At 63.4% G+C, this 19,915-nt stretch carries 24 protein-coding genes and 1 pseudogene; 24 read left to right on the top strand and 1 reads right to left on the bottom strand.

The annotated features are described in order from the left end of the window. Window positions 1–16: 16 nt before the first annotated feature. From SA496_RS14215 to SA496_RS14150, 14 genes are all read left to right on the top strand, one after another. Window positions 17–478, top strand: coding sequence for a DUF2280 domain-containing protein (locus tag SA496_RS14215; protein WP_330113924.1), 462 nt, complete (start codon window positions 17–19; stop codon window positions 476–478). Next, complete coding sequence (locus tag SA496_RS14210; protein ID WP_330113923.1) at window positions 465–1,763, top strand: terminase large subunit domain-containing protein; 1,299 nt, start codon at window positions 465–467, stop codon at window positions 1,761–1,763. Before SA496_RS14215 ends, SA496_RS14210 begins: the two co-directional genes overlap by 14 nt. Further along, window positions 1,763–3,202: a DUF4055 domain-containing protein gene (locus SA496_RS14205; RefSeq protein ID WP_330113922.1), complete on the top strand. Its 1,440-nt coding sequence runs from the start codon at window positions 1,763–1,765 to the stop codon at window positions 3,200–3,202. The genes SA496_RS14210 and SA496_RS14205 overlap by 1 nt, the downstream gene beginning before the upstream one ends. Next, the gene (locus SA496_RS14200) at window positions 3,177–4,244 is read left to right on the top strand and encodes a minor capsid protein (RefSeq protein WP_330113921.1); all 1,068 of its coding nucleotides are present in this window, start codon (window positions 3,177–3,179) and stop codon (window positions 4,242–4,244) included. Before SA496_RS14205 ends, SA496_RS14200 begins: the two co-directional genes overlap by 26 nt. Before the next feature lie 37 nt (window positions 4,245–4,281). Then, on the top strand, window positions 4,282–4,746 hold the full coding sequence (locus SA496_RS14195; RefSeq protein WP_330113920.1) for a DUF6998 domain-containing protein: 465 nt from the start codon (window positions 4,282–4,284) through the stop codon (window positions 4,744–4,746). A gap of 80 nt (window positions 4,747–4,826) precedes the next feature. Further along, a complete protein-coding gene (locus SA496_RS14190) occupies window positions 4,827–5,534 on the top strand; it encodes a hypothetical protein (protein ID WP_330113919.1) in 708 nt (235 codons plus the stop codon). 12 nt (window positions 5,535–5,546) lie between these two features. Continuing rightward, on the top strand, window positions 5,547–6,515 hold the full coding sequence (locus SA496_RS14185; RefSeq protein ID WP_330113918.1) for a major capsid protein: 969 nt from the start codon (window positions 5,547–5,549) through the stop codon (window positions 6,513–6,515). A gap of 44 nt (window positions 6,516–6,559) precedes the next feature. Then, a complete protein-coding gene (locus SA496_RS14180; protein ID WP_330113917.1) occupies window positions 6,560–6,859 on the top strand; it encodes a HeH/LEM domain-containing protein in 300 nt (99 codons plus the stop codon). A gap of 3 nt (window positions 6,860–6,862) precedes the next feature. Continuing rightward, entirely contained in the window at window positions 6,863–7,369 is a 507-nt protein-coding gene (locus SA496_RS14175) for a DnaT-like ssDNA-binding protein (protein WP_330113916.1), read from the top strand. A gap of 87 nt (window positions 7,370–7,456) precedes the next feature. Continuing rightward, window positions 7,457–7,780 carry a helix-turn-helix domain-containing protein gene (locus tag SA496_RS14170; RefSeq protein WP_330113915.1) on the top strand — a complete coding sequence of 108 codons (324 nt, stop codon included), beginning with the start codon at window positions 7,457–7,459 and terminating at the stop codon, window positions 7,778–7,780. Between the two features lie 49 nt (window positions 7,781–7,829). Continuing rightward, the gene (locus SA496_RS14165) at window positions 7,830–8,210 is read left to right on the top strand and encodes a hypothetical protein (RefSeq protein WP_330113914.1); all 381 of its coding nucleotides are present in this window, start codon (window positions 7,830–7,832) and stop codon (window positions 8,208–8,210) included. After that, window positions 8,207–8,602, top strand: coding sequence for a hypothetical protein (locus tag SA496_RS14160; RefSeq protein WP_330113913.1), 396 nt, complete (start codon window positions 8,207–8,209; stop codon window positions 8,600–8,602). Before SA496_RS14165 ends, SA496_RS14160 begins: the two co-directional genes overlap by 4 nt. A gap of 1 nt (window position 8,603) precedes the next feature. Beyond that, a complete protein-coding gene (locus SA496_RS14155) occupies window positions 8,604–9,023 on the top strand; it encodes a phage tail terminator-like protein (protein WP_330113912.1) in 420 nt (139 codons plus the stop codon). Between the two features lie 3 nt (window positions 9,024–9,026). Further along, a complete protein-coding gene (locus tag SA496_RS14150) occupies window positions 9,027–10,175 on the top strand; it encodes a phage tail tube protein (protein ID WP_330115608.1) in 1,149 nt (382 codons plus the stop codon). Here the strand turns inward: SA496_RS14150 and SA496_RS14145 are convergent. After that, complete coding sequence (locus SA496_RS14145; RefSeq protein ID WP_330115607.1) at window positions 10,162–10,764, bottom strand: hypothetical protein; 603 nt, start codon at window positions 10,762–10,764, stop codon at window positions 10,162–10,164. The two genes, SA496_RS14150 and SA496_RS14145, sit on opposite strands and share 14 nt — an antisense overlap. A 117-nt stretch (window positions 10,765–10,881) precedes the next feature. Here SA496_RS14145 and SA496_RS14140 point away from each other — a divergent pair, with 117 nt between their 5' ends. The 10 genes and pseudogenes from SA496_RS14140 (at window position 10,882) to SA496_RS14100 (ending at window position 19,803) form a co-directional block, all read left to right on the top strand. Then, on the top strand, window positions 10,882–11,310 hold the full coding sequence (locus SA496_RS14140) for a hypothetical protein (protein WP_330115606.1): 429 nt from the start codon (window positions 10,882–10,884) through the stop codon (window positions 11,308–11,310). Beyond that, window positions 11,274–11,573: a phage tail assembly chaperone gene (locus SA496_RS29245; protein ID WP_442965091.1), complete on the top strand. Its 300-nt coding sequence runs from the start codon at window positions 11,274–11,276 to the stop codon at window positions 11,571–11,573. The genes SA496_RS14140 and SA496_RS29245 overlap by 37 nt, the downstream gene beginning before the upstream one ends. Beyond that, the gene (locus SA496_RS14130; protein WP_330115604.1) at window positions 11,570–13,894 is read left to right on the top strand and encodes a tape measure protein; all 2,325 of its coding nucleotides are present in this window, start codon (window positions 11,570–11,572) and stop codon (window positions 13,892–13,894) included. The genes SA496_RS29245 and SA496_RS14130 overlap by 4 nt, the downstream gene beginning before the upstream one ends. Next, the gene (locus tag SA496_RS14125) at window positions 13,894–14,763 is read left to right on the top strand and encodes a DUF2460 domain-containing protein (protein WP_330115603.1); all 870 of its coding nucleotides are present in this window, start codon (window positions 13,894–13,896) and stop codon (window positions 14,761–14,763) included. Before SA496_RS14130 ends, SA496_RS14125 begins: the two co-directional genes overlap by 1 nt. A gap of 55 nt (window positions 14,764–14,818) precedes the next feature. Continuing rightward, complete coding sequence (locus SA496_RS14120) at window positions 14,819–15,715, top strand: DUF2163 domain-containing protein (RefSeq protein WP_330115602.1); 897 nt, start codon at window positions 14,819–14,821, stop codon at window positions 15,713–15,715. Beyond that, window positions 15,712–16,125 carry an NlpC/P60 family protein gene (locus SA496_RS14115; protein WP_330115601.1) on the top strand — a complete coding sequence of 138 codons (414 nt, stop codon included), beginning with the start codon at window positions 15,712–15,714 and terminating at the stop codon, window positions 16,123–16,125. The genes SA496_RS14120 and SA496_RS14115 overlap by 4 nt, the downstream gene beginning before the upstream one ends. Next, a complete protein-coding gene (locus SA496_RS14110) occupies window positions 16,122–19,073 on the top strand; it encodes a phage tail protein (RefSeq protein ID WP_330115600.1) in 2,952 nt (983 codons plus the stop codon). The genes SA496_RS14115 and SA496_RS14110 overlap by 4 nt, the downstream gene beginning before the upstream one ends. After that, on the top strand, window positions 19,037–19,243 hold the full coding sequence (locus SA496_RS14105) for a hypothetical protein (protein WP_330115599.1): 207 nt from the start codon (window positions 19,037–19,039) through the stop codon (window positions 19,241–19,243). The genes SA496_RS14110 and SA496_RS14105 overlap by 37 nt, the downstream gene beginning before the upstream one ends. A gap of 61 nt (window positions 19,244–19,304) precedes the next feature. Beyond that, window positions 19,305–19,523, top strand: a pseudogene (locus SA496_RS29240) (DUF2793 domain-containing protein); the annotation flags it as partial. A gap of 94 nt (window positions 19,524–19,617) precedes the next feature. Beyond that, window positions 19,618–19,803: a hypothetical protein gene (locus tag SA496_RS14100; RefSeq protein ID WP_330115598.1), complete on the top strand. Its 186-nt coding sequence runs from the start codon at window positions 19,618–19,620 to the stop codon at window positions 19,801–19,803. Window positions 19,804–19,915: the final 112 nt, after the last annotated feature.

Genomic DNA, 19,915 nt, shown 5'->3' with positions numbered 1-19,915 from the left:
GGACGGTTGAACGCCTATGGCAGCTCTCAGCGGCGAAGTGAAGGCCTTCATCGTTCAGGCCCTGGCTTGCTTCGACACGCCTTCTCAGGTGGTCGAGCAGGTCCAAAAGGAATTCGGCATCACGGTGACCCGCCAGCAGTGCGAGGCACATGACCCCACCAAGGTCTCCGGTCGTGGGCTGGCGAAGAAGTGGGTGGAACTCTTCAATGAGTGCCGCAAGCGCTTCCGCGAGGAGACTGCAGACATTGCCATTGCCAATCGCGCCTTCCGCCTCCGGGTGCTGGAGCGGATGGCTACCCGGACAGAGCAGTCCAAGAACTTCGCGCTGACCGCCCAGCTGCTGGAGCAGGCCGCGAAGGAAGTGGGCGACATCTACGTGAATCGCCAGGCCAAGGTCGAGGTCAGCCCGGAAGACGTGCCGCCGACCCGCGTGGAGGTCGAGATCGTCGACGCCAGGAAGCGCGATGCCGACGCTTAACGTTCCGCAAGGGCAGTTCCTGGCCCTGCCGCACAAGTTCCGGGGATTCGTCGCCGGCTTCGGCTCCGGAAAGACCTGGGTCGGTTGTGCCGGCATCTGCAAGCATGTCTGGGAGTGGCCGGGGATCAACTCCGGCTACTTCGCCCCGACCTACCCGCAGATCCGCGACATCTTCTTCCCGACCATCGAGGAGGTCGCCTTCGATTGGGGCCTGAAGGTCAAGACGAAGGAGAGTGACAAGGAGGTCGAGTTCTACGCTGGCGGGCGGTACCGCAGCACGACCATCTGCCGCTCCATGGAGAAGCCGCAGACCATCGTCGGCTTCAAGATCGGCCATGCCCTGGTCGATGAGTTGGATGTGCTGCCGGTGCTCAAGGCCCAGCATGCCTGGCGCAAGATCATTGCCCGGATGCGCTACAAGGTGCCCGGGCTGAAGAACGGGGTGGACGTCACCACGACGCCCGAGGGCTTCAAGTTCGTCCACCAGCAGTTCGTGAAGCAGCTGCGCGAGAAGCCGCACCTCGCCACGCTGTACGGCCTGGTCCAGGCGAGCACGTTCGACAACGAACTGAACCTGCCGGACGATTACATCCCGTCGCTGATGGAGTCGTACCCGCAGCAGTTGATCCAGGCCTACCTGGAAGGCCTCTTCGTCAACCTGACGTCGGGCACGGTCTACCACGCCTTCGACCGGAAGCAGAACGGCTGCACCGACGTTCACCAGCCCGGCGAACCGCTGCACATCGGCATGGACTTCAACGTCGGCAAGATGTCCGCCGTCACCCATGTGAAGCGCGACGGCCTGCCCCGCGCAGTCGACGAGATCATGCAGGGCTACGACACCCCGGACATGATCCAGAAGATCAAGGAGCGCTACTGGCGCTACGACGGCAACACCTACCAGAAGACCTGCGAGATTCTGGTCTACCCAGACGCCTCCGGTGACTCGCGCAAGTCGGTGAACGCCAGCACCACGGACCTAGCCCTGCTCAAGCAGGCCGGTTTCCAGGTGAAAGCGCCCGCCGCGAACCCACCGGTGAAGGACCGGGTGAACGCGATGAATGCCATGTTCTGCAACGCCGCCGGGGAGCGCCGCTACCTGGTGAACGCCGACAAGTGCCCGACCTACGCCGACTGCCTGGAGCAGCAGGTCTGGGCCGACAACGGCGAGCCGGACAAATCGCAAGGCGCCGACCACCCGAATGACGCGGGCGGCTACTTCATTCACAACCAGTTCCCGATCGTTCGACCGATCACCTCTCTCAGCATGGGATACGCCCACTAATGGCCCACGACGTCACCTATCAGCGCCCAGAGTACCTGGCCGCCATGCGCTGGCGTTGGCCTATGGTGCGCGACATCTGCGCCGGCTCCGAGTGCGTCAAGGCAAAGAAAGAGACGTACCTGCCGAAGCCGAACTCGACCGATGAATCCGAGCAGAACAAGGCCCGTTACAAGGCCTATGTTCAGCGCGCAGTCTTCTTCAACGCCACTGGCGGCACTAAGAAGGGCCTGATCGGTGCCGTGTTCCGCGTGGTGCCGACGCTGAACGTGCCTGGTCTGCTGCAGTACGTGGCGAAGGACATCGACGGCGCCGGCAACAGCATCTACCAGCAGTCCCAGTCGGTGCTGGGTCAGGTGCTGGAGTCGGGCCGTGCGTTCCTACTCGCCGACTACCCGGCGGTTCAGGGCGGCGCCAGTCGCGCGGACCAAGTCTCGGGCCGCATTCGCTCCACCCTGACCGCCTATGACGCTCAGGACGTGATCAACTGGGATGTCCAGAAGGTCGGCGCGGAGCACATCCTCTCGCTGGTGGTCATTCGCGAGTGCCTGAAGGAGCGCGATGGCTTCGGCTACAACGAGGTCGAGCAGTACCGCGTGCTCGAGGTCATCGGCGGCATCTACACCGTCACCTTGTGGCGTCAGACCAGTGGCGGCTGGGAAAGCTCCGGCGCTGTCACTCCGCTGCGTTCGAACGGCAAGCCCTGGGATCGAATCCCCGGTACCTTCGTCGGTGCCGAAAACAACGACGTCACCGTCGACGAGGCGCCGCTGTACGACCTCGCCGAGCTGAACCTCGGTCACTACCACAACAGCGCCGACTACGAGGACGCCGCCTACCTGATGGGCCAGCCGCAGGTTTTCATGGCCGGCCTGGACGAGCAGTGGGTCGAGTTGCTGGAGAAGAAGGGTATCTACTTCGGCTCCCGCGCCATCCTGCCGCTGCCAGCGAACGGCTCCGCCGGCATCCTGCAGGCCCAGCCCAACACCATGGTCAAGGAGGCCATGGACTCCAAGGAGCGCCAGATGGTCGCCCTGGGTGCGCGGCTGATCGAACGTGGCAGCGCCACCAAGACCGCGACGCAGGAAACCAACGAGAACGCCGCCGAGCACAGCGTCCTGTCTCTGGTCGCCTCCAACGTCTCTGAGGCCTACACCAAGGCCTTGGGCTGGATGGGCGAGTTCGAAGGCGCTACCGGTGCCGTCGAGTACAAGCTGAATCAGGACTTCGTCGAAGCCACACTGGACGCCCAGATGTTGCAGGCCCTGGTCGCCGCTTGGCAGGCCGGCGCGCTGACCCAGTCCGCGCTGTTCCGCCTGCTTCGCAAGTTCGACCTGGTCGATCCGGAGAAGACCGACGAGCAACTGCGCGATGAACTGGAGCAGAACGCTCCCGGCCTGAACCTGGATGACGACGATGGCGACGCCACCGTTACTGGTTGAAGCCTCCACCCGCAACCAGGTGCTGATCGAGCGCCTGAAAGCGGGGGAGGTCGAGAAGATCCAGCCGTTCCTGAAGGAGATCGACCGCGAGATCCGCTTGCAGCTGAGTCGGGACAACTTGACCAGCTACAGCCGCCAGCGCCTGGAACAGCTGCTGGCGCAGATCGACGGCATCCTCCTCGCGATCTACCAGCGCTACCTGGTGGAACTGAATGCCGACCTGATCGACATCGCCGAGTACGAAGCGGCCTTCGAGGCACGCAGCCTGGACCAGGTGCTGGTGAACGTCACTGCCGTGGTGCCGACGCTGCCGGCCATCCGCGCGGCGGTGTACAGCGAACCGCTGCAGGTCACCGGCGTGGATGCCGGCAAGCTGCTGGAGCCGTTCCTGCGTGACTGGACTACGTCCGAGGTGCAGCGCGTCACCGGCACCATCCGCAAGGGCTACATCCAGGGCCAGACGAATCAGCAGATCATCCAGGCGATCCGCGGCACCAAGGCGGCGAATTACAACGACGGCGTGCTCGCCACCAGCTACCGGAATGCCGAGGCGGTGGTGAGGACCGCCGTCCAGCACGTGGCCATGACTGCGCGCATGGAGACGCTGAAGACCAACGGCGACGTGGTGACCGGTTATGAATGGGTGTCGACCCTGGACAGCCGCACGACACCGATTTGCCGCAGCCTGGACGGCAGAACATTCAAAGTAGGGAAGGGGCCGATACCGCCGGCACACATCCGCTGCCGCAGCTCGATCGCGCCGACCCTCGACGCCCGCTTCGACTTCCTCAAGGAAGGCGCCACCCGGGCGAGCAAGGACGGCCAGGTCGACGCCAGCCTGACCTACTACGAGTGGCTGAAGACCCAGTCGGCCGCATTCCAAGATGCCGCCCTGGGCCCGACCCGCGCCCAACTGTTCCGCAGTGGCGGCCTGAGCGCCGAGCGCTTCGCCGAATTGCAGCTGGACCGAAATTTCAATCCGCTGACCCTCGAGGAGATGTGGCGGCTAGAACCACTGGCGTTCGAAAGGGCAGGTATCTGAGGTAGGCTTCGCACCATCCCACAATGGAGGTGCAGTCGTGACAATTGAGGTGCAAAAAAAGATCGCCGAGGCTTTGGATCAGCTGTTCGGAGCAGTTGCCAAACTGAGGGATGCATTCCCAGAAAAGCCCTTCACCCCTGACGGAAGGCTTGTCGGTGATATCGGCGAGGCGATGGCGAGTCTGCATTACGACCTCACCCTGAACGAAGGGCTCACGAAGCACCACGACGCCATCGCTGTTGATGGGCGCAATGTTCAGATCAAGGCGACGTTCAGCAACCACCTGACCTTTCCGGTTCACCACGTACCGGACTATTACCTCGGTATCAGACTCCGACCTGACGGCTCGTTCGAGGAAATCTACAACGGGCCAGGTCAATTGATTGCTGAAGGCTTGGCTCGGCGCAAGCCGACCAGCACCGGACTCCATGGGAACCTCATGGGGATGCTGAAAAGGATCAATGGGGAAGTTCCAGATACGGAGCGTATTCCTCGGCGCTGAAACCATCACATCAAACCCGCTTCGGCGGGTTTTTTTATGCCCGCAGGCAGGGCCTGCACCTCGTCTCAGGGAGACCCCTCATGCTCAAGTTTCAACTGGACAGCCTGGAAGGGCTGGATGAGTTCCAGCACGCCCTCTACACCGAGAAGGACGGCAAGTACGTCCTGAACATCGAGGGCCTGCCACAACCGGAAGACGTCAGCGGCCTGAAGAACAAGGTCAACGAACTGCTGGCGGAGAAGAAGGCTGCCGAGAAGAAGGCTCAGGAAGCTGCCGACACTGCCCGGCGCGAGGCTGAAGAAGCCGCCCGCAAGTCCGGCAACGTCGAGGCGCTGGAGAAGTCCTGGCAGGAGAAGTACTCCCGCCGCGAGACCGAGCTCAGCACCCAGCTGGAAGCCGAGCGCAACACCCTGCAATCCCAGATCAAGTCCCTGACCGTTGGCCGCACCGCGACCGACCTGGCGGCCGAGCTCGCCATTCAGGGCAGTGCCAAGGCGCTTCTGCCGCACATCGAGCGGCGTCTCGGCATGGACATTCGCGACGGCAAACCCACCGTCGTGGTTCTCGATGCGGCCGGCAATCCCTCTGCCGCGACCCTCGACGAACTGAAAGCGGAATTCACCAACGATCCGGCCTTCGCGCCGCTGATCGTCGGTAGCAAGGCATCTGGCGGCGGGGCCGGGGGTGCCGGGAAAGGCGGCGGGGCCGCAAAAGGCAACATCGGCGGCACCAAGGAAGAACGTCAGGCGGCCATCGCCAGCCGGTTCTCCGACCTACCTCTCAAGTAAGGAGAAATACCCATGTCCCTGTCCCAGATGCAGGTTTTCAACGACTTCATCATGCCGGCGACTCTCGAGACGCTGGACCAGATGCTCGTCGCGTTCAACGAGGCCAGCGCCGGCTCCATCGTGCTGAGCCCGGACGGCTTCACCGGCGACTTCCTCCAGGAGTCGTTCTTCCAGACCCTCGCCGCTGCCCAGCGCCGCGTCGACCGCTACGCCGCCAACGGCGCCGCCACCCCTACTGATCTGACCGAGCTGAAGAACAGCTCCGTGAAGATCGCCGGCGGCTTCGGTCCGGTGCGCTACGAGCCGTCGCAGATGACCTGGCTGGAGCGCCCGACCGTGCAAGGCATAGAGGTCGCGAGCCGGGCGTTCGCCGAGATCCTGCTGAAGGATCAGCTGAACACCGCCATCGCCGCCCTGGTCGCCGCGATCACCGCCCAGGCCACCGCCACCAACGACGTGTCGGCCACCTTGGGCATCACCCAGGCCGCGCTGAACAACGCGCATGCCAAGTTCGGCGACGCCAGCCAAACCCTGGTGGCCCAGGTGATGCAGGGCACCACCTACCACAAGCTGATTGGTCAAGCCCTCGCCAACGCCCAGCAGCTGTTCGTGGCCGGCAACGTGCTGGTGGTGGATATCCTCGGCAAGCGCACCGTGGTGACGGACGCCCCGGCCCTGCTGCAAGCCGGAACCCCGAACAAGGAGATCATCCTCTCCCTGGTCTCCGGCGCCGCGCTCGTATCCAACAGCCGCGACGTGATCTCCAACGTGCAGACCACCAACGGCAACCAGCGCATCGAGACCACCATCCAGGTGGACTACTCGTTCGCTCTGGGCCTGAAGGGCTACACCTGGGATCAGACCAACGGCGGCAAGTCGCCCACCGATGCCGAGATCGCCACCGGCACCAACTGGGACAAGACCGCGACCAGCATCAAGCACACCGCAGGCGTGGCCCTGATCGGTGACGCTTCCAAGTAACCCCCTGACGCCGGGGCCCAGCGCCCCGGCAATTGAGGTGCAGCATGGCTGAGAACAACATCTGGTACCTGCCCGGTCCGTTCCATCGCTACGAGGATGACGTGAAGGCGCTGGCCAAGAAGGCCGGTCTCCGCATCATCGACGCGAACGTGACGGCGAGCCGTGACGGTGCCGCCGAGAAGACCCCGAAGGTTGCGCTGAAGCCCGAATGGCGCCCGGCCGACGAGTCCGATGGTAAGCTGAGCATTGACGAAATCCGCGCCCAACTGACCGCCAAGGGCGTGCAGTTCGACGAGAAGGCCAAGAAGGCCGACCTGCAGAAGCTGCTGGACGCCCAGGGGTAATCCATGAGTCTTGTCATCGAGGACGGTACCGGCAAGCCTGATGCCGAGAGCTTCGCCACCGCGGCGGAACTGGTGATCTACGCCGGCAAGTTCGGCGTCACCATTCCGCAGACCGAAGGCGAGCAGGAGGCATTGCTGCGCCGGGCCGCCCTGCAGATGCAGACCATGAACTGGAAAGGGTGCCGCGCACATCCCGACCAGGCGCTGTCCTGGCCGCGCAAGAAAGTCGAGGTGGACGGCGAGATCCTGCCGTCCACCTACATCCCGGCGCGCATTGAGTACGGCCAGATGGCCCTCGCGGGTGAGATTTACGCCGACGGCCTGGACCCGCCGGAGAAGCGCACCGGCCCCGTCATCCGCGAACGCGTGGAAGGCGCAGTCGACGTGCAATACGCCGAGGTCGCCAGCGTGAACCGCGGCAAGCTTTTGCCGGCGGCGCCGGATCGCCCGAGCCAGGCTCAGTTCGCCGACTACCTGGCCAAGCGGGGATTGTTTGCTGTTAGGGTATAAAAATGTACTGGCCACTTTGAAAATAGTACTTGATAAGTACTTTGCAGGTAACATATTGTGCGCTCCTCATCAAAAAGGAGCAGATTTATGTTGCCAAACCCCAAGAGCAGTAACTTCCGCACAGCTCTCCGGGCAGCAAGGAAAGAGGCAGGCATGACTCTCTCCGAGCTTGCGGCAGCGGCCGGCATTTCTAACGTAATGCCTGGGCGCTATGAGCGAGGCGAATCCCAGCCGACGATGGGCACCTGGCAGGAATTGAACAAGGTCCTGTTCGAAGTGGACGACGAGGAAATCGAGGCAGAAGCCAAGAAGCAGGAAATCGGCGATTCGCTCACTGAGTCTACGCTTGAAGAAATCCTCGAGGAGCTCAAAAGTCGAGGCTTCAAGACGATCTCGCTTTCCTATAGCTGATTTTTTAAAAGCCCCGCCCAGTGCGGGGCTTCTTCATTCTGGAGCTGAAATGTCCGCCTTCTACGACCGCATGGCCTCGACCGCTTTGCGGTTGATAGAGCGCTTTGGATCCCAGCAGACCCTGCGTGACGTCGTCCCTGGGGCCTACGATCCGGTCTCCGGCGAAACAAGCGGCGATACGCCGATCAGCCAGTCAGCCCAGGTGATCCTGGTTGACTACACCCTGCAGGAGTCCGGCCAGCAGTATGCCGAGGGCTCCGAGATCCGCCAGGGCGATAAGAAGATCATCATCGCCGCCAAGGGGCTGGCATGGCCGCCGGCCTTGACCACGCGCCTGGATGTGGGCGGCGTGCTCTGGCAGATCGTCAACATCAAGGAAGCCAATCCCGCTGGCACTCCGCTCGTGTACTTCTGTCAGGGGCGGAAATGAGCTTCCGCGCCGACATCGCCCGCTTCACGGCCGAGACCGAGAAGGCGGCCGACGAGATCGTTCGCGGCGTCACCATTGCCCTGTTCACAGCCGTCATCAAGGACACCCCTGTGGACACGGGAAGAGCACGAGGGGAGTGGCAGACCACTACCGAAAACCCAGCCCAGGGCGAGAACGGCCGCGAGGACAAATCCGGCGCTGGCTCGATTGCTGAAGTGGTCGGCAAGACCCCGCAGAAGGCTGGCGGCGAGACGCTGCTGACCAACAACCTGCCGTACATCGAGGGGTTGGAGTACGGCGATTCCAAGCAGGCTCCGGCAGGCATGGTCCGAAAGAACCTCGCCCGCATCACCCGACTCGTCCGCGTCACGGTCAACCAGCACAAGGTCTGACATGTCCGAAATCAAGATCAACGCCGCCCTGGTAGCAGGGCTGACGGCGGCCGCGCTCGGCATTCCGACGGCGAACGAAGGCAAGGATTTCACCAAGCCGGCAGTGTCTCTGCCCTGGGCGTCCTGGTTCAACCTGCCCGCCGACACCGATGTCGCCAGCCTGGGGCAGGGTGGTATGGATGAAACCGTCGGCGTCTTCCAGGTCGACCTGAATTACCCGCTCAACGACGGCACGGGGAACATCCTCGCCGCCGTGCAGAAGCTCCGCGACTACTTCGTCGCCGGCCGCCGTCTGGTCTACCAGGGCCAGTGCGTGAAGGTCGAGCGCGTCACCCGCAACAACCTCCGGCCGGTCAACGGCTGGCAGCAGATCAACGTCTCCATCTACTACAGCGCCAACACCGTGCGCCCGGAGGTCTAAGTCATGTCTTCCTGTTTCGCCAACGGCTCCGCCGTCAAACTCTTCTACGTGCGCGAGTATGCGCAGAAGGTCGCCATCACCATCAGCGCGGCCGCCAGCGACGACAGTCTCAACGACTCCAGCAACGGGTTCCTGACTGCCGGCTTCATCGCTACCCACATCATCACCGTCGCCGGTTTTACCGAGGCGGCGAACAATGGCAAGTTCAAGATCGCCACCGCCGCGGCTGGCAAGCTGACCTTGACCGATCTCGACGGCAACCCTGTCACCCTGGTCGATGAGGCTGCGGGCGATTCGGTGACCATCACCATGGAGGGCTCAATTCCCGGCAATCCGGTGTTCAAGCCGATCCGCTTTGTCTCCGAGGGCCTGAGTCCGAACATCAACCAGATCGAGTCGGCCGAGATCAACCAGGCCCGTCAGCGCGCGCCGAGCCGTGGCGGCACCTACAGCACGCAGGGCGAGATCGCTGCGGAAGTCAGTTTCGGGAGCTTCGACGACCTGATCGAGGCCGCCATGCAGGGCACCTGGACCGCCGACGTGCTGATCATCGGCTCCACCGAGCGCTCCTTCGCCATCCTCGAGCGCCACACCGACATCGGTGTCGACTACATCTACCGCGGTAGCCGTGTGGCCACCATGAACATCTCGGCCCCGCTGGGTGACAAGGCCGGCATCACCTTCGGCATCCTGGGCACCAAGGCCGAGGCCTACACCGTTCCGGGTGGCGCGACCTTCTCCCCGGCCACTACCACCGACATGATGGTCACCACCAACGGCTCCTTCGCCGAGGACGGCACCCCGATCGCCTACGCAACCGAATGGAGCGTGACCCTCGATAACGGCATGGAGGCTGCCTTCTCACTGTTCCAGCGCGAGGCCTATTGCATCTCCAACGGCATCGCCTCGGTCACCGGCAGCATGAGCGCCTACCTCAAGGACGGCAGCCTCTGGGCCAAGGTGCTCAACGAGGCCGAGACCGACCATGTGGTCGTGCTGGAGGAGGGCGCCGACAGCTACACCATTCAGTTGCCGAAGGTCCGCTACACCCAGGGCCAGAAGCAGGTCAGTGGTCCCGGCGCGGTGATCCCGCAGTACACCATGTCCGCCGGCTACGACGGCACCACCTCCATGCGCATTACCCGGAGTTAATCTCTCCCCTTTCATTCAATGTTGCGACAAAGCCAGCGGCAGCACGGGTGAACGTCCACATTGGGCGACCATGTGAATTTCGGCCTGGGATTAAAAGCTTGGCCTCGGTCAGGGAAAGAAGGTCCCCTTCTAAAAAACGTGGTTCAGGAATGTGGATCTGCCCGCCATTCCCATCTATCGGGATCAGCGTGTCGCCTGTGTCTAGGTACTGCACCAAAAGCACTTTGCTGGCGCCCAGCTTGTCGATCTGCTGAAGAATGCCTACAGCCTGGTCTGACAGGAGTGCATTGGGATTTAGGCTTTGGCTCAGTTGGGCGAAGCCATCTAGAGCAGTTGTAATGGCTGCGAGCGCGTTATCTATCCGTTCGAGACTTGCCTTCAGTGCGCCTTGGCTCTGGTTAAGGATCGCCTTGATGCTGATCGTGGTCGTGTGGTTCGACTCTATCAATGATCTCAAATCAGCATGATTGCTCTCAGCGAGCCATTGCATGAATTCGTCAAAACTCGCGCTTTTCACGCTGTCGCGCCCGGATTTGAACTGGCCGATGAGACCAATTATTGAGGCGAGAGAAGATGCGAATGGTTCCATATTCACTCCTAGGTGTCCGTAGGAATTCGAGCATTGCACAAGAACGCAGCTGTTTCTTTCATCTGAATATTTTTTTCACCCAATCAGTCCAGGCACGTCTTCGCCTTGAGGTACTCGATGACTGACATAGATCTTTTCAAGACCCGCGGCCGCGCCAATGACGGAATCCGCATCCCCTTGTCTGAGCCGGACGGCAAGCCGACCGAGCATTGGTTGCAGATTCGCTCGGTCTGGTCCGACGAGTACCAGGCGGCCCGGTCGGAACTGATCCGTCAGGCCGTCGAGGACGGCAAACGACTGGCTGAAGCCAAGCAGGAAGAGGTGCAGGCACTTCGCCGGGAGGCCGACCGCCGCCGCCGTGCGGTGGCCGCCGCGTCTCTGGTGTCTGGTTGGTCGTTCGACCTTGAATTCACGCCAGAGGCAGTTGCCGACTTTCTGCTGGAAGCCCCGCAGATCCTCGCTCATGTCGAGCGCATCGCCGAGGACGACCGCCGTTTTTTCGGGAAAGGATCGGCCAGCTCGTCGAGTGGGGCAAAGCAGAACTGACCCTGCTGCGGCCGCCGCCGGGCTCTGACCGACCGCTCCGGGAACACCTGGAGCAGATCTGGAAGGTCACCGGCGAAAGGCCAAAGGAACTGGCCGATCAACCCGACTGCCCGACGGACTTGCAGTACCTCTGGCTCTGGTTCTGGCAACTCTCCCGCCCCTTCAACTTCACCGAACTCCATCATTGGTCGCAACTCACCCGGCGCAATCTGCGCGCCTGGGAGGCTGAGCTGCTGGCCGATCTGCAGCGGATCTGGATATGACCGAATACGCGAAGCTCGTCGTCAGCGTCGACAGTCGGCAGGTGAGAACCGCCGACAGCGACCTGGATAAGCTGACCCAGTCTGCCGGGAAGACGGAGAAGGCCACGGACCAATTGTCCGGCGCATTCCGCCGCCTCGCTGGGCCCCTGGCGGCAGTGATCAGCGCCCGCGAAATCGCCCAGGCGGCGGAGAGCTACACCACGCTTACCAACCGGCTGCGCCTGGTCACCAACGGCACCGAGGAACTGGTGGCGGCGCAGGACACCGTGTTCCAGATCGCGCAGGAGTCCCGCCAGTCGCTCGCGGGCGTGGCCGAGCTCTATCAGCGGATCGCCACCTCCGCGCAGAATCTCGGACTCAGTAGCGCCGAGATGGCCTCGATCGTCGATACCGTATCCAAGAGCATCGCGCTCAGCGGAACCGCGGCGGCGGCATCGGAAGCCGCGTTGACCCAGTTCGCCCAGTCCCTGGCGGAAGGGCAGTTGCGCGGCGACGAATTCAACTCGGTGATCGGTCAGGCGCCGGCGCTGGCCGATGCCATCGCGCGAGGGCTGGGCACCACTACCGACAAGCTGCGCCAACTGGCAACGGATGGGCAGCTGACGGCGGAAGCCGTCACTCAGGCGCTGCTGAAACAAGGTGACGCGGTCGACCAGGCTTTCGGCGATCTGGGCACCACCGGCGGCCAGGCCCTGACGGTGCTGGGCAATAGCCTGACCAAGCTGGTGGGCGACCTGAACGACGCCACCGGTGCTGGCACTCTGTTTGGTGACACCATCATCGGCCTGGCACAGTTCATCGACTCCGGCGCGCTCACTGACGGGATCGTCCAGACCTTCAACATCTGGTCGCAGACGTTTGATGCCGCCAGCCAAGACATTGCCGGTCTAGGCGTTGACCTGGAAGGGCTGGAGGAATCGGGCAGCAGCACCGCCTCCTTCCTCGCGGATGCCTTCCAGCAGATGCCCGCAAACCTGCGTGCAGCTGTGCAGATCGCCACGATCGAGGTAGCCAGTTTCTTTGACCGCGTGAAAGTTCAGGCCGGTGGTGCTGCCGCGCAGATTCACGCCTACATCTCCGGCGGCGCTGAGGCGGCTGCCAAGGTCGGGCAACTGGTAGAGGCCGACTTGAAACGCTTGGAAGGGGTCAAGCAGCAAGCTGTCGACGATGCATTTGCAGAACGTGACGCCATCATTCAGGCGGCCGAGGCCAGCCGGCAGAAGTCCGCCGAGGAGCGTCAGCAGCGAGCCGAAGCCCGAGCTGAACGGCAGAAGCAGATCGAAGACCTGCGCAAGGCCATGCAGGGCCGCCAGATCAGCACGGGCGGGGCGGGCGACGTCGAGAAGCAAGCGAAAGAAGCGCAGAAGGCCGCCGAGCGGCTGCAGCAGTTGTACGACACCAACAACCAGGCTCTGTCCCGCCAGGTGGCACTCTTTGGCAAAACCACCGAAGCCGCCCGTGTCCGCTACGAAGTGGAAAACGGCGAACTGGCCAAGCTGAACACCCAGCAGCAAGAGCGTCTGGTCGGCTTGGCTGAGGAGATCGACAAGCTCAACCAGCGGAAGGAGCTGCAGGAGCGAGTGCAGCAGATCGAGGAGTCCACTTGGACCGACGCCCAGCGCGCCTTGGCCGATTACCAGGCTCAGGTCGAAGACCTGTGGAAGGCCAAGCAAGAGCTGGGGTGGACCGAAGAGCAGTACCAGCGCCGGGTCGACGCCGTCACCGAGGCGCACAAACGTCAGACCGAAGAAGCGAAGACTGCTACGGGCGAGTGGGACGAGATCACCAAAAACGCCGTGCAGAGCTTCCAGAACTCACTGAGCAGCACCATCAAGGACACCATCACCGGGGACTTCGACGACATCGGCAAGCGCTGGGTGGACCTGTTGAACCAGATGGCGGCGGATGCCCTGGCCGCCCAGGTTGCCCGCTCGTTGTTTGGCGAGGCCGGCGGCGGCGCCAAGGGCTCGACGGGGGCGTTCGGTGCCATTGGCGGCTGGCTGAAGGATGCCTTCACCGGCAGCGGTGGCGGTACCGGCTTGGCAGGTCTGTTCTCCAGCTTCGCCGGCCTGTTCGACCGTGGCGGCCCGATCCCGGCAGGCGGCTGGGGGATCGTCGGCGAGCGGGGTCCGGAGATCGTGCGTGGCCCGGCCAACGTGACCGGACGCCAGGAGACAGCGCAGATGATGGGTGGGAACAGCGTCAGTATCGGCTCTCTGGTCTTCCCTAATGTCACCAATGCCAAAGAGGCACGAGAGGCTGGCGCGGTTGCGGCCCGACAAATCGCCCGAGTAGTGCAGGGCGCCGGGAGGTACACCTGATGGCCATGTTCTTGGAAGAGCGCCTGACCGACAAAATCGACTACGGCAGCGGCTTCGCCGCGGCCTATTCGAACCAGATCGTCGTGACGGCAGGCGGAGACGAGTATCGCAGTCAGCGCCATCCGTTCGTGAAAGCGACCATGGCCATCGAGTTCGAGAAGCAGACGGTCGTCGTGATCGACGACATGATCGATCTGAACCACCGGGCCGGCGGGACGCTGCGCGGTTTCCGTGTGCTGCACCCGGTGGACTTCTCGAGCAACAACTACCGCGATGCGCCCACAGCCTTCGACCAGGCGCTGCCGTTGGTGAATCCGACGGTCCCCGGTGTGTATCAGCTGATGCGCTGGTACGGGAACAGCGCTGATCCTGCCTGCGCGCGTCGGCGTATCCGCAAGCCACAGGCGGGAACTGTGCTGGTGGCGGTGGGCGGCGTGATCATTCCAAGTCCGGCGCAGTGGTCCGTCGATAACACGACCGGAATCGTCACGATGGCGGCCGACAAAACCGGCACCATCACGGGGATCAGCAAGGCATCGCAGGCCGTGTTCACTGCGAACAACACTCTGGCCATCGGCGACACTCTGCGCCCGTCTGGAATCCTGGGGATGACCCAGATGAACGGGCTGCGTGGCACCGTGGTGGCGAGAACAGCCACGCAGTTCACCCTGGACATCAACTCCACCGCGTTCTCGACCTACACCAGCGGCGGCACCTTCAACACCCGCCCGCAGTCTGGCGAGGCTGTCACCGCCGGCTTCAAGTTCGACCTGCCCATGCGCTTCAACGCTGACCTGGCAGGCGACTTCTCCAACTGGGACACGATCGCGACTCCGAGCATTCAGCTCATCGAGATATTGAACCCGTAGCGCCACCCCTTCCAAAGAGCCCGCCCTGTGCGGGCTTTTGCATTTCTGGAGCCCCATGAAAGCACACGTCGCAGACTGGCAGACGCGGGTGTACTGCGTCCGGATCGAGCCGGCCAACGATGCACCCGTGGTGCGCTTGGCCGGATATCCGGTCGACCTGGTCATGAGCAATGGCGAGGTTTACCTGACCGAGCAGGGCTACGAGTTCTCTGGTTTGGGCGCCACCAGCACCTTTGCCAGTTCGTCGGTAGACCTTAAGGGCATTCTGCAGCAGGGCGCCATCTATCGCGACGACCTGCAGGCCGGGGTCTACGACAACGCCAGGGTGAAGCTCTTCGCCACCAGCTGGGCCAACCCCATCGAGGACGAAGAAGAGCTTGGCGAGTGCTTCTTCGGCAAGGCCGAGACCATTGACGACCAATACACGGTCCAGTTGATGGGCAAGATTGATGTGCTGTCGCAGTCAGCCGGCGACAGCTATTCGCCCACCTGCCAGAACGTGTACATGGATCGCCTTCTCGGCGCCGCCGGAAAGCTGCCGATCCATCGCAGCCGGTGCACTGGGCCTCGTTCGGCGCCGGATGGCCCGGATTACGACACGAAGAAGGTCACAGGCACTCTCACCAGCGTCACCGACCAGTACTACTTCGTCGATAGCTCTCGTGCAGAGGCGGCCGACTACTTCGCTACTGGCTCCATCCGCTTCCTTACGGGGCCGAATGCCGGGCTCAAACCCATTCAGGTAAAGGCATTCGCCACTGGCGGAGCAATCCTGCTGCAGGAAGCGCTGTTCTACCTGTCTCAGGTGGGCGACCAGTACGAAATGATCCCGGGCTGCCGTAAACGCTTCGACGAGGATTGCGTGGCTGGCAACGGCAATGGCAAGAACTTCAAGGGCCATCCCCATGTGCCTGCTCCTTCCCAATCCGGACAGATTGGGAGGGGCGCATGACACCAGAGGACATCATCGCCGCCGCTCGCCAATCGCTGCGAACACCTTTCCGCCATCAGGGACGCGTGCCCGGACTGGCGCTGGACTGCGCAGGACTGTTCGTTTGCACCTGCCGCGCGGTCGACCTGCCCGTCGAGGATGAGCAGGGCTATGGCCGTACGCCATTCCAGGGCCTGCTGCTGGAAGCCATCCGCCGCCAGCCATTCCTGCAAGAAGTACCGAAGGCTGACCTGCAGCCGAGCGATGTCTTGCTCATGCGCTTCACCCGAGAGCCTCAGCACATCGCCATCGCCACGGATGCTGGAATGATTCACGCCTACGAACACAGCGGGGCGGTGGTTGAACACCGCCTTGCGGACGTCTGGCGCTCCCGCATTACCCATGTATTCCGCTTCGAGGGCCTGGAATGAGCAGCGTCGGCCAGGGACTCGGTAGCGTCATTGGCGCAGTCATTGGGGTCGTCGTCACTGGTGGTAACCCGATTGGCGCCATCCAGGGCGCATCGATTGGCGCCACGATTGGTGGCTACCTTGATCCGCCAAAGGGCCCGACGATCCAAGGGCCGCGCCTCGGCGATCAGTCCGTCCAAGTCAGCACCTACGGCGCCATGCTGCCGCGCTTCTACGGCACCATCGCCGTCGCCGGCAACATCACCTGGCTGGAGAACAACCAGCTCAAGGAGCATGTCCGCAAGAAGAAATCAGGCGGGAAGGGTGGTGGCGCGACGACCACCACCAAGATTTACACCTACAGTGCGACCTTTTTCCTCTCCCTGGGCCTTGGTCCTATCGCCGGCGTACGCCGCATCTGGTGCTCGGACAAGCTGATCTACAACGCCGGCAGCGATGACCTGGAAACCATCATCGCCAGCAACCAGGCGGCGAGCGGCTGGAAGCTCTACCGCGGCACCGACGACCAGCTGCCCGACCCGCGCTACGAGGCGGATGTCGGCGTGGGCAATGCCCCGGCGTATCGTGGTGAAGCCTACCTCGCCTTCTACGACTTCCAGCTCGCGGACTTCGGCAACAGCCTGCAGGGTGCGCAGTTCAAGGTCGAGGTGGTCACGCAGTCCGACTTCAATGGGCTGCGCGGCGCGGTGGATGCCGCTTCTGGGCAGACTTACGGCGGTGGTCAGTACATCTATGGCACCGACGGCGCGACCTTCGTCAGCTATTCGGGCAGCGACTACGTGCACGCCCTTTCGGGTAACGCGACGTTCCGCGGGAGTGCCGCCACCGAGAATACGCTGCCGGCCTCGATCGGTGACCAGTCCTACGCCGGGCGCCTGTCCAATGGGCTCTATCTGTTCTCCAAGCACACCAACCTGACCTATGTCGATGGCGTGGACATTGGGGTCAAGGCCCCGGGCATCGCCCTTGAAACCGGCCTGGTGCTCAACATCCCGCCCGCCGACAAGGCCAACAAGAAGCTGGTCGGCTGCACCATCAGCAGCGACGGCGCGCACATCCTCCTGGCCCTGTGCGACGACAGCCTGGACATCAACACCAGCATCAGCACGGCGACCTATTACCTGCTGGATGCCGAGCTGAACCTGGTGTCCAGCGGGCCGGTGCTGAGCCAAATTTCCGCCCACGTCGGCGTGTGCTGGGGCCGCACGCGCACCTTTGGTTATGTGGCCTCGTGCCTGTCGAATGACCTGCAGCACCTGTTCCAGATCGATGGCGCCGGCGGCGCGCTGCACCGTTATTCGATCACTGCGGCAGGTTTGCAGTTCGAGGAGACCCTGTCGGGCGCCATCAGTTCGGCCGGCTTCTTCACCTACCCGGCGATCTACGAGCAGGACAGCATCCTCTATGTCGCCGCGGCGGCGCGGTTCTACACCTTCGTCAATTCGCCGGAGGTCATGCCCGAACTGACGCCGCTGGCGGCCATCGTCGAGCAGGAGATCGCCCTGTCCAGTCTGCTGACGGCGGCGGATGTCGATACCTCACTGCTGACGGCTCAGGTGCGCGGTTATCGGGTCTCCGGCGGCAGCATCCGCAGCGCGCTGGAGCCGCCACAAGGCACCTGGCCGTTCGACATGATCCAGTCGGGATATGTGCTGAAACCAGTACCGCGCGGCCAGGCCTCGGTGATGACCATTCCCTGGGAAGATCTTGGCGCCAGTGATGGGGACAGCCCGGGCGACCTGCTGCAGGAATCACGGGAGATGGATTCGCAGTTGCCGGCCCGGACCAGCATCAAGTACTTGGATGCGGCGCGCGAGTACGCCATTGCCGAACAATCCGCTGCCCGGGACAACACGCCGGCAATCAACCGCGTCGACCGAGAGTTGCCCATTGTGCTCACCGCCGACGAGGCGGCAGGCGTGGCCGATGTACTGCAGAACCTCGCTTGGGAGGAGCGCAGCGAATATGCCTTCAGCCTGCCGCCGATCTACCTGGCGCTGGAGCCGGCGGATGTCGTCACCATCGTCGCACCCTGGGCGACCTTCGAGCTGCGCCTCACCGAGATCAACTACGCCCCAAGCGGCCGCCTGGAATGCAAGGGACGGCCCAACCGCGCTGCGCTCTACACCAGCAACGCCAAGGGCGGGGAGGGCGTACCGCCGCCGGGCACCATTCCCCTGGCTGGCGCCACGCTCTGGCTGGCGCTGGATATCCCGGTCATCGATGAAACCCAACAGAATGAGCCCGGCTTTGCCACGGGAGCACTCGGCTACACCAATGGCTGGCCCGGTGCGGTACTGTTCAGTTCGCCGGACAACGGCCAAACCTACGCGGAAGTGCAGGGCTATGCCGGCAAGGCGACCATTGGCTACGCGCGCAACGCGCTCGGCGCCAACAGCTGTGCGCTGGTGGATCAAGGCAGCGCCCTCATCGTCGACCTGCTGGCCGGTGAGTTGGAGAGCATCACCCTCGAACAGATGATCGCCAGTGCCAACTACGCGGCCTATGGCGTGGATGGGCGCTGGGAGATTATCCGCTTCCAGACCGCCAGCCTGCAGGCGGACGGTTCCTACCAGCTCTCGGGGCTCGTGCGCGGCGACAAGGGCACTGAGTGGGCAACCGGCCTGCACCAGGCCGGCGACTTCTTCGTGCTGCTCGCCGACCCGGACAACATCTTCATCGGTGCCGCGGTGGAAACCCTGGGCCTGGCCCGCACCTACCGCGCGGTCACCAGCGGCGCCAGTCTGGATTCCGCCGCCGATCAGCCGTTCACCTACCAGGGTGTGAACCTGCGGCCACTGTCGCCGACCTACCCGGTGGCAACCGCAACGCCATCGGTGACCTGGCCTTCAGCTGGACGCGGCGTTCGCGCCTCAGTTCCAGCTGGTGGGCGACCGGGGTGCCCGCTCCAGTGGGCGAGACCAGCGAGTCCTACCAGATCGACGTGATGTCCGGCGCGACGGTCAAGCGCACCATCAGCACCACCTCGCCGGCCGCCACCTACACCGCATCCGAGCAGAACGCCGACTTCGGCTCTGCGCAGCCTGCCATCTCCCTTCGCATCTATCAGCTGAGCAGCGTCGTCGGACGCGGCTTGCCGCTGGAGGTAACCCTGTGACGACGACCCCAAGACCGGCCTCACCGATCTTTCCAACAATGCGGGCAGCACCTGGTGGTCAATGGCGACTGGTCGATCATCGACCAGTTGCTGGACCGCACGGTCAAGGACAAGGACCTGGCCACCCGCGGGCAGTCCGGCCGATGGCGACGCCTACATCGTCGCCGGGAGTCCGACCGGCGTATGGAACGGCAAGGCCACCCAGCTGGCGTTCTGGCGTACCTCGGCCGGGGTCTGGCAGTTCATTGTGCCGCGCACCGGCTGGACAATGCGGGTCAGCGATGAACTGGACACCAACGGCTTGCCCAAGCAGTACGGTTTCGACGGGACCAACTGGGAACTGGTGGCCGGTGCGGGCGCCACGCCGGTTCAGGATGAAGGCTCGACGGTCGTCGCGTCACCGACGCATCAACTTCGTCGGCGCCGGCGTCTCCGTGACCGATGTCGGTGGCGTGGCCACCGTCACCATTTCCGGCGGCGGGGCGGGCGGCGTGGCACCTGCCCTGCAATACACCTGCGAGACCGGCAGCACCGCCGACAGCGACCCGGCGCCGGGCTGATGAAGTGGAATCACGCCACCCAGGCCAGCGCCACGCAACTGTTCATCGACGACCTGACCGCCGATGCGGTGAGCATGACCACGCTTGGGGCCAGCTGTCACCGAACGGCTTC

Source organism: Pseudomonas sp. JS3066 (assembly GCF_036328175.1).
In the GTDB taxonomy this organism is placed as follows: domain Bacteria; phylum Pseudomonadota; class Gammaproteobacteria; order Pseudomonadales; family Pseudomonadaceae; genus Metapseudomonas.
This window is presented reverse-complemented; position numbering and strand designations above follow the sequence as displayed.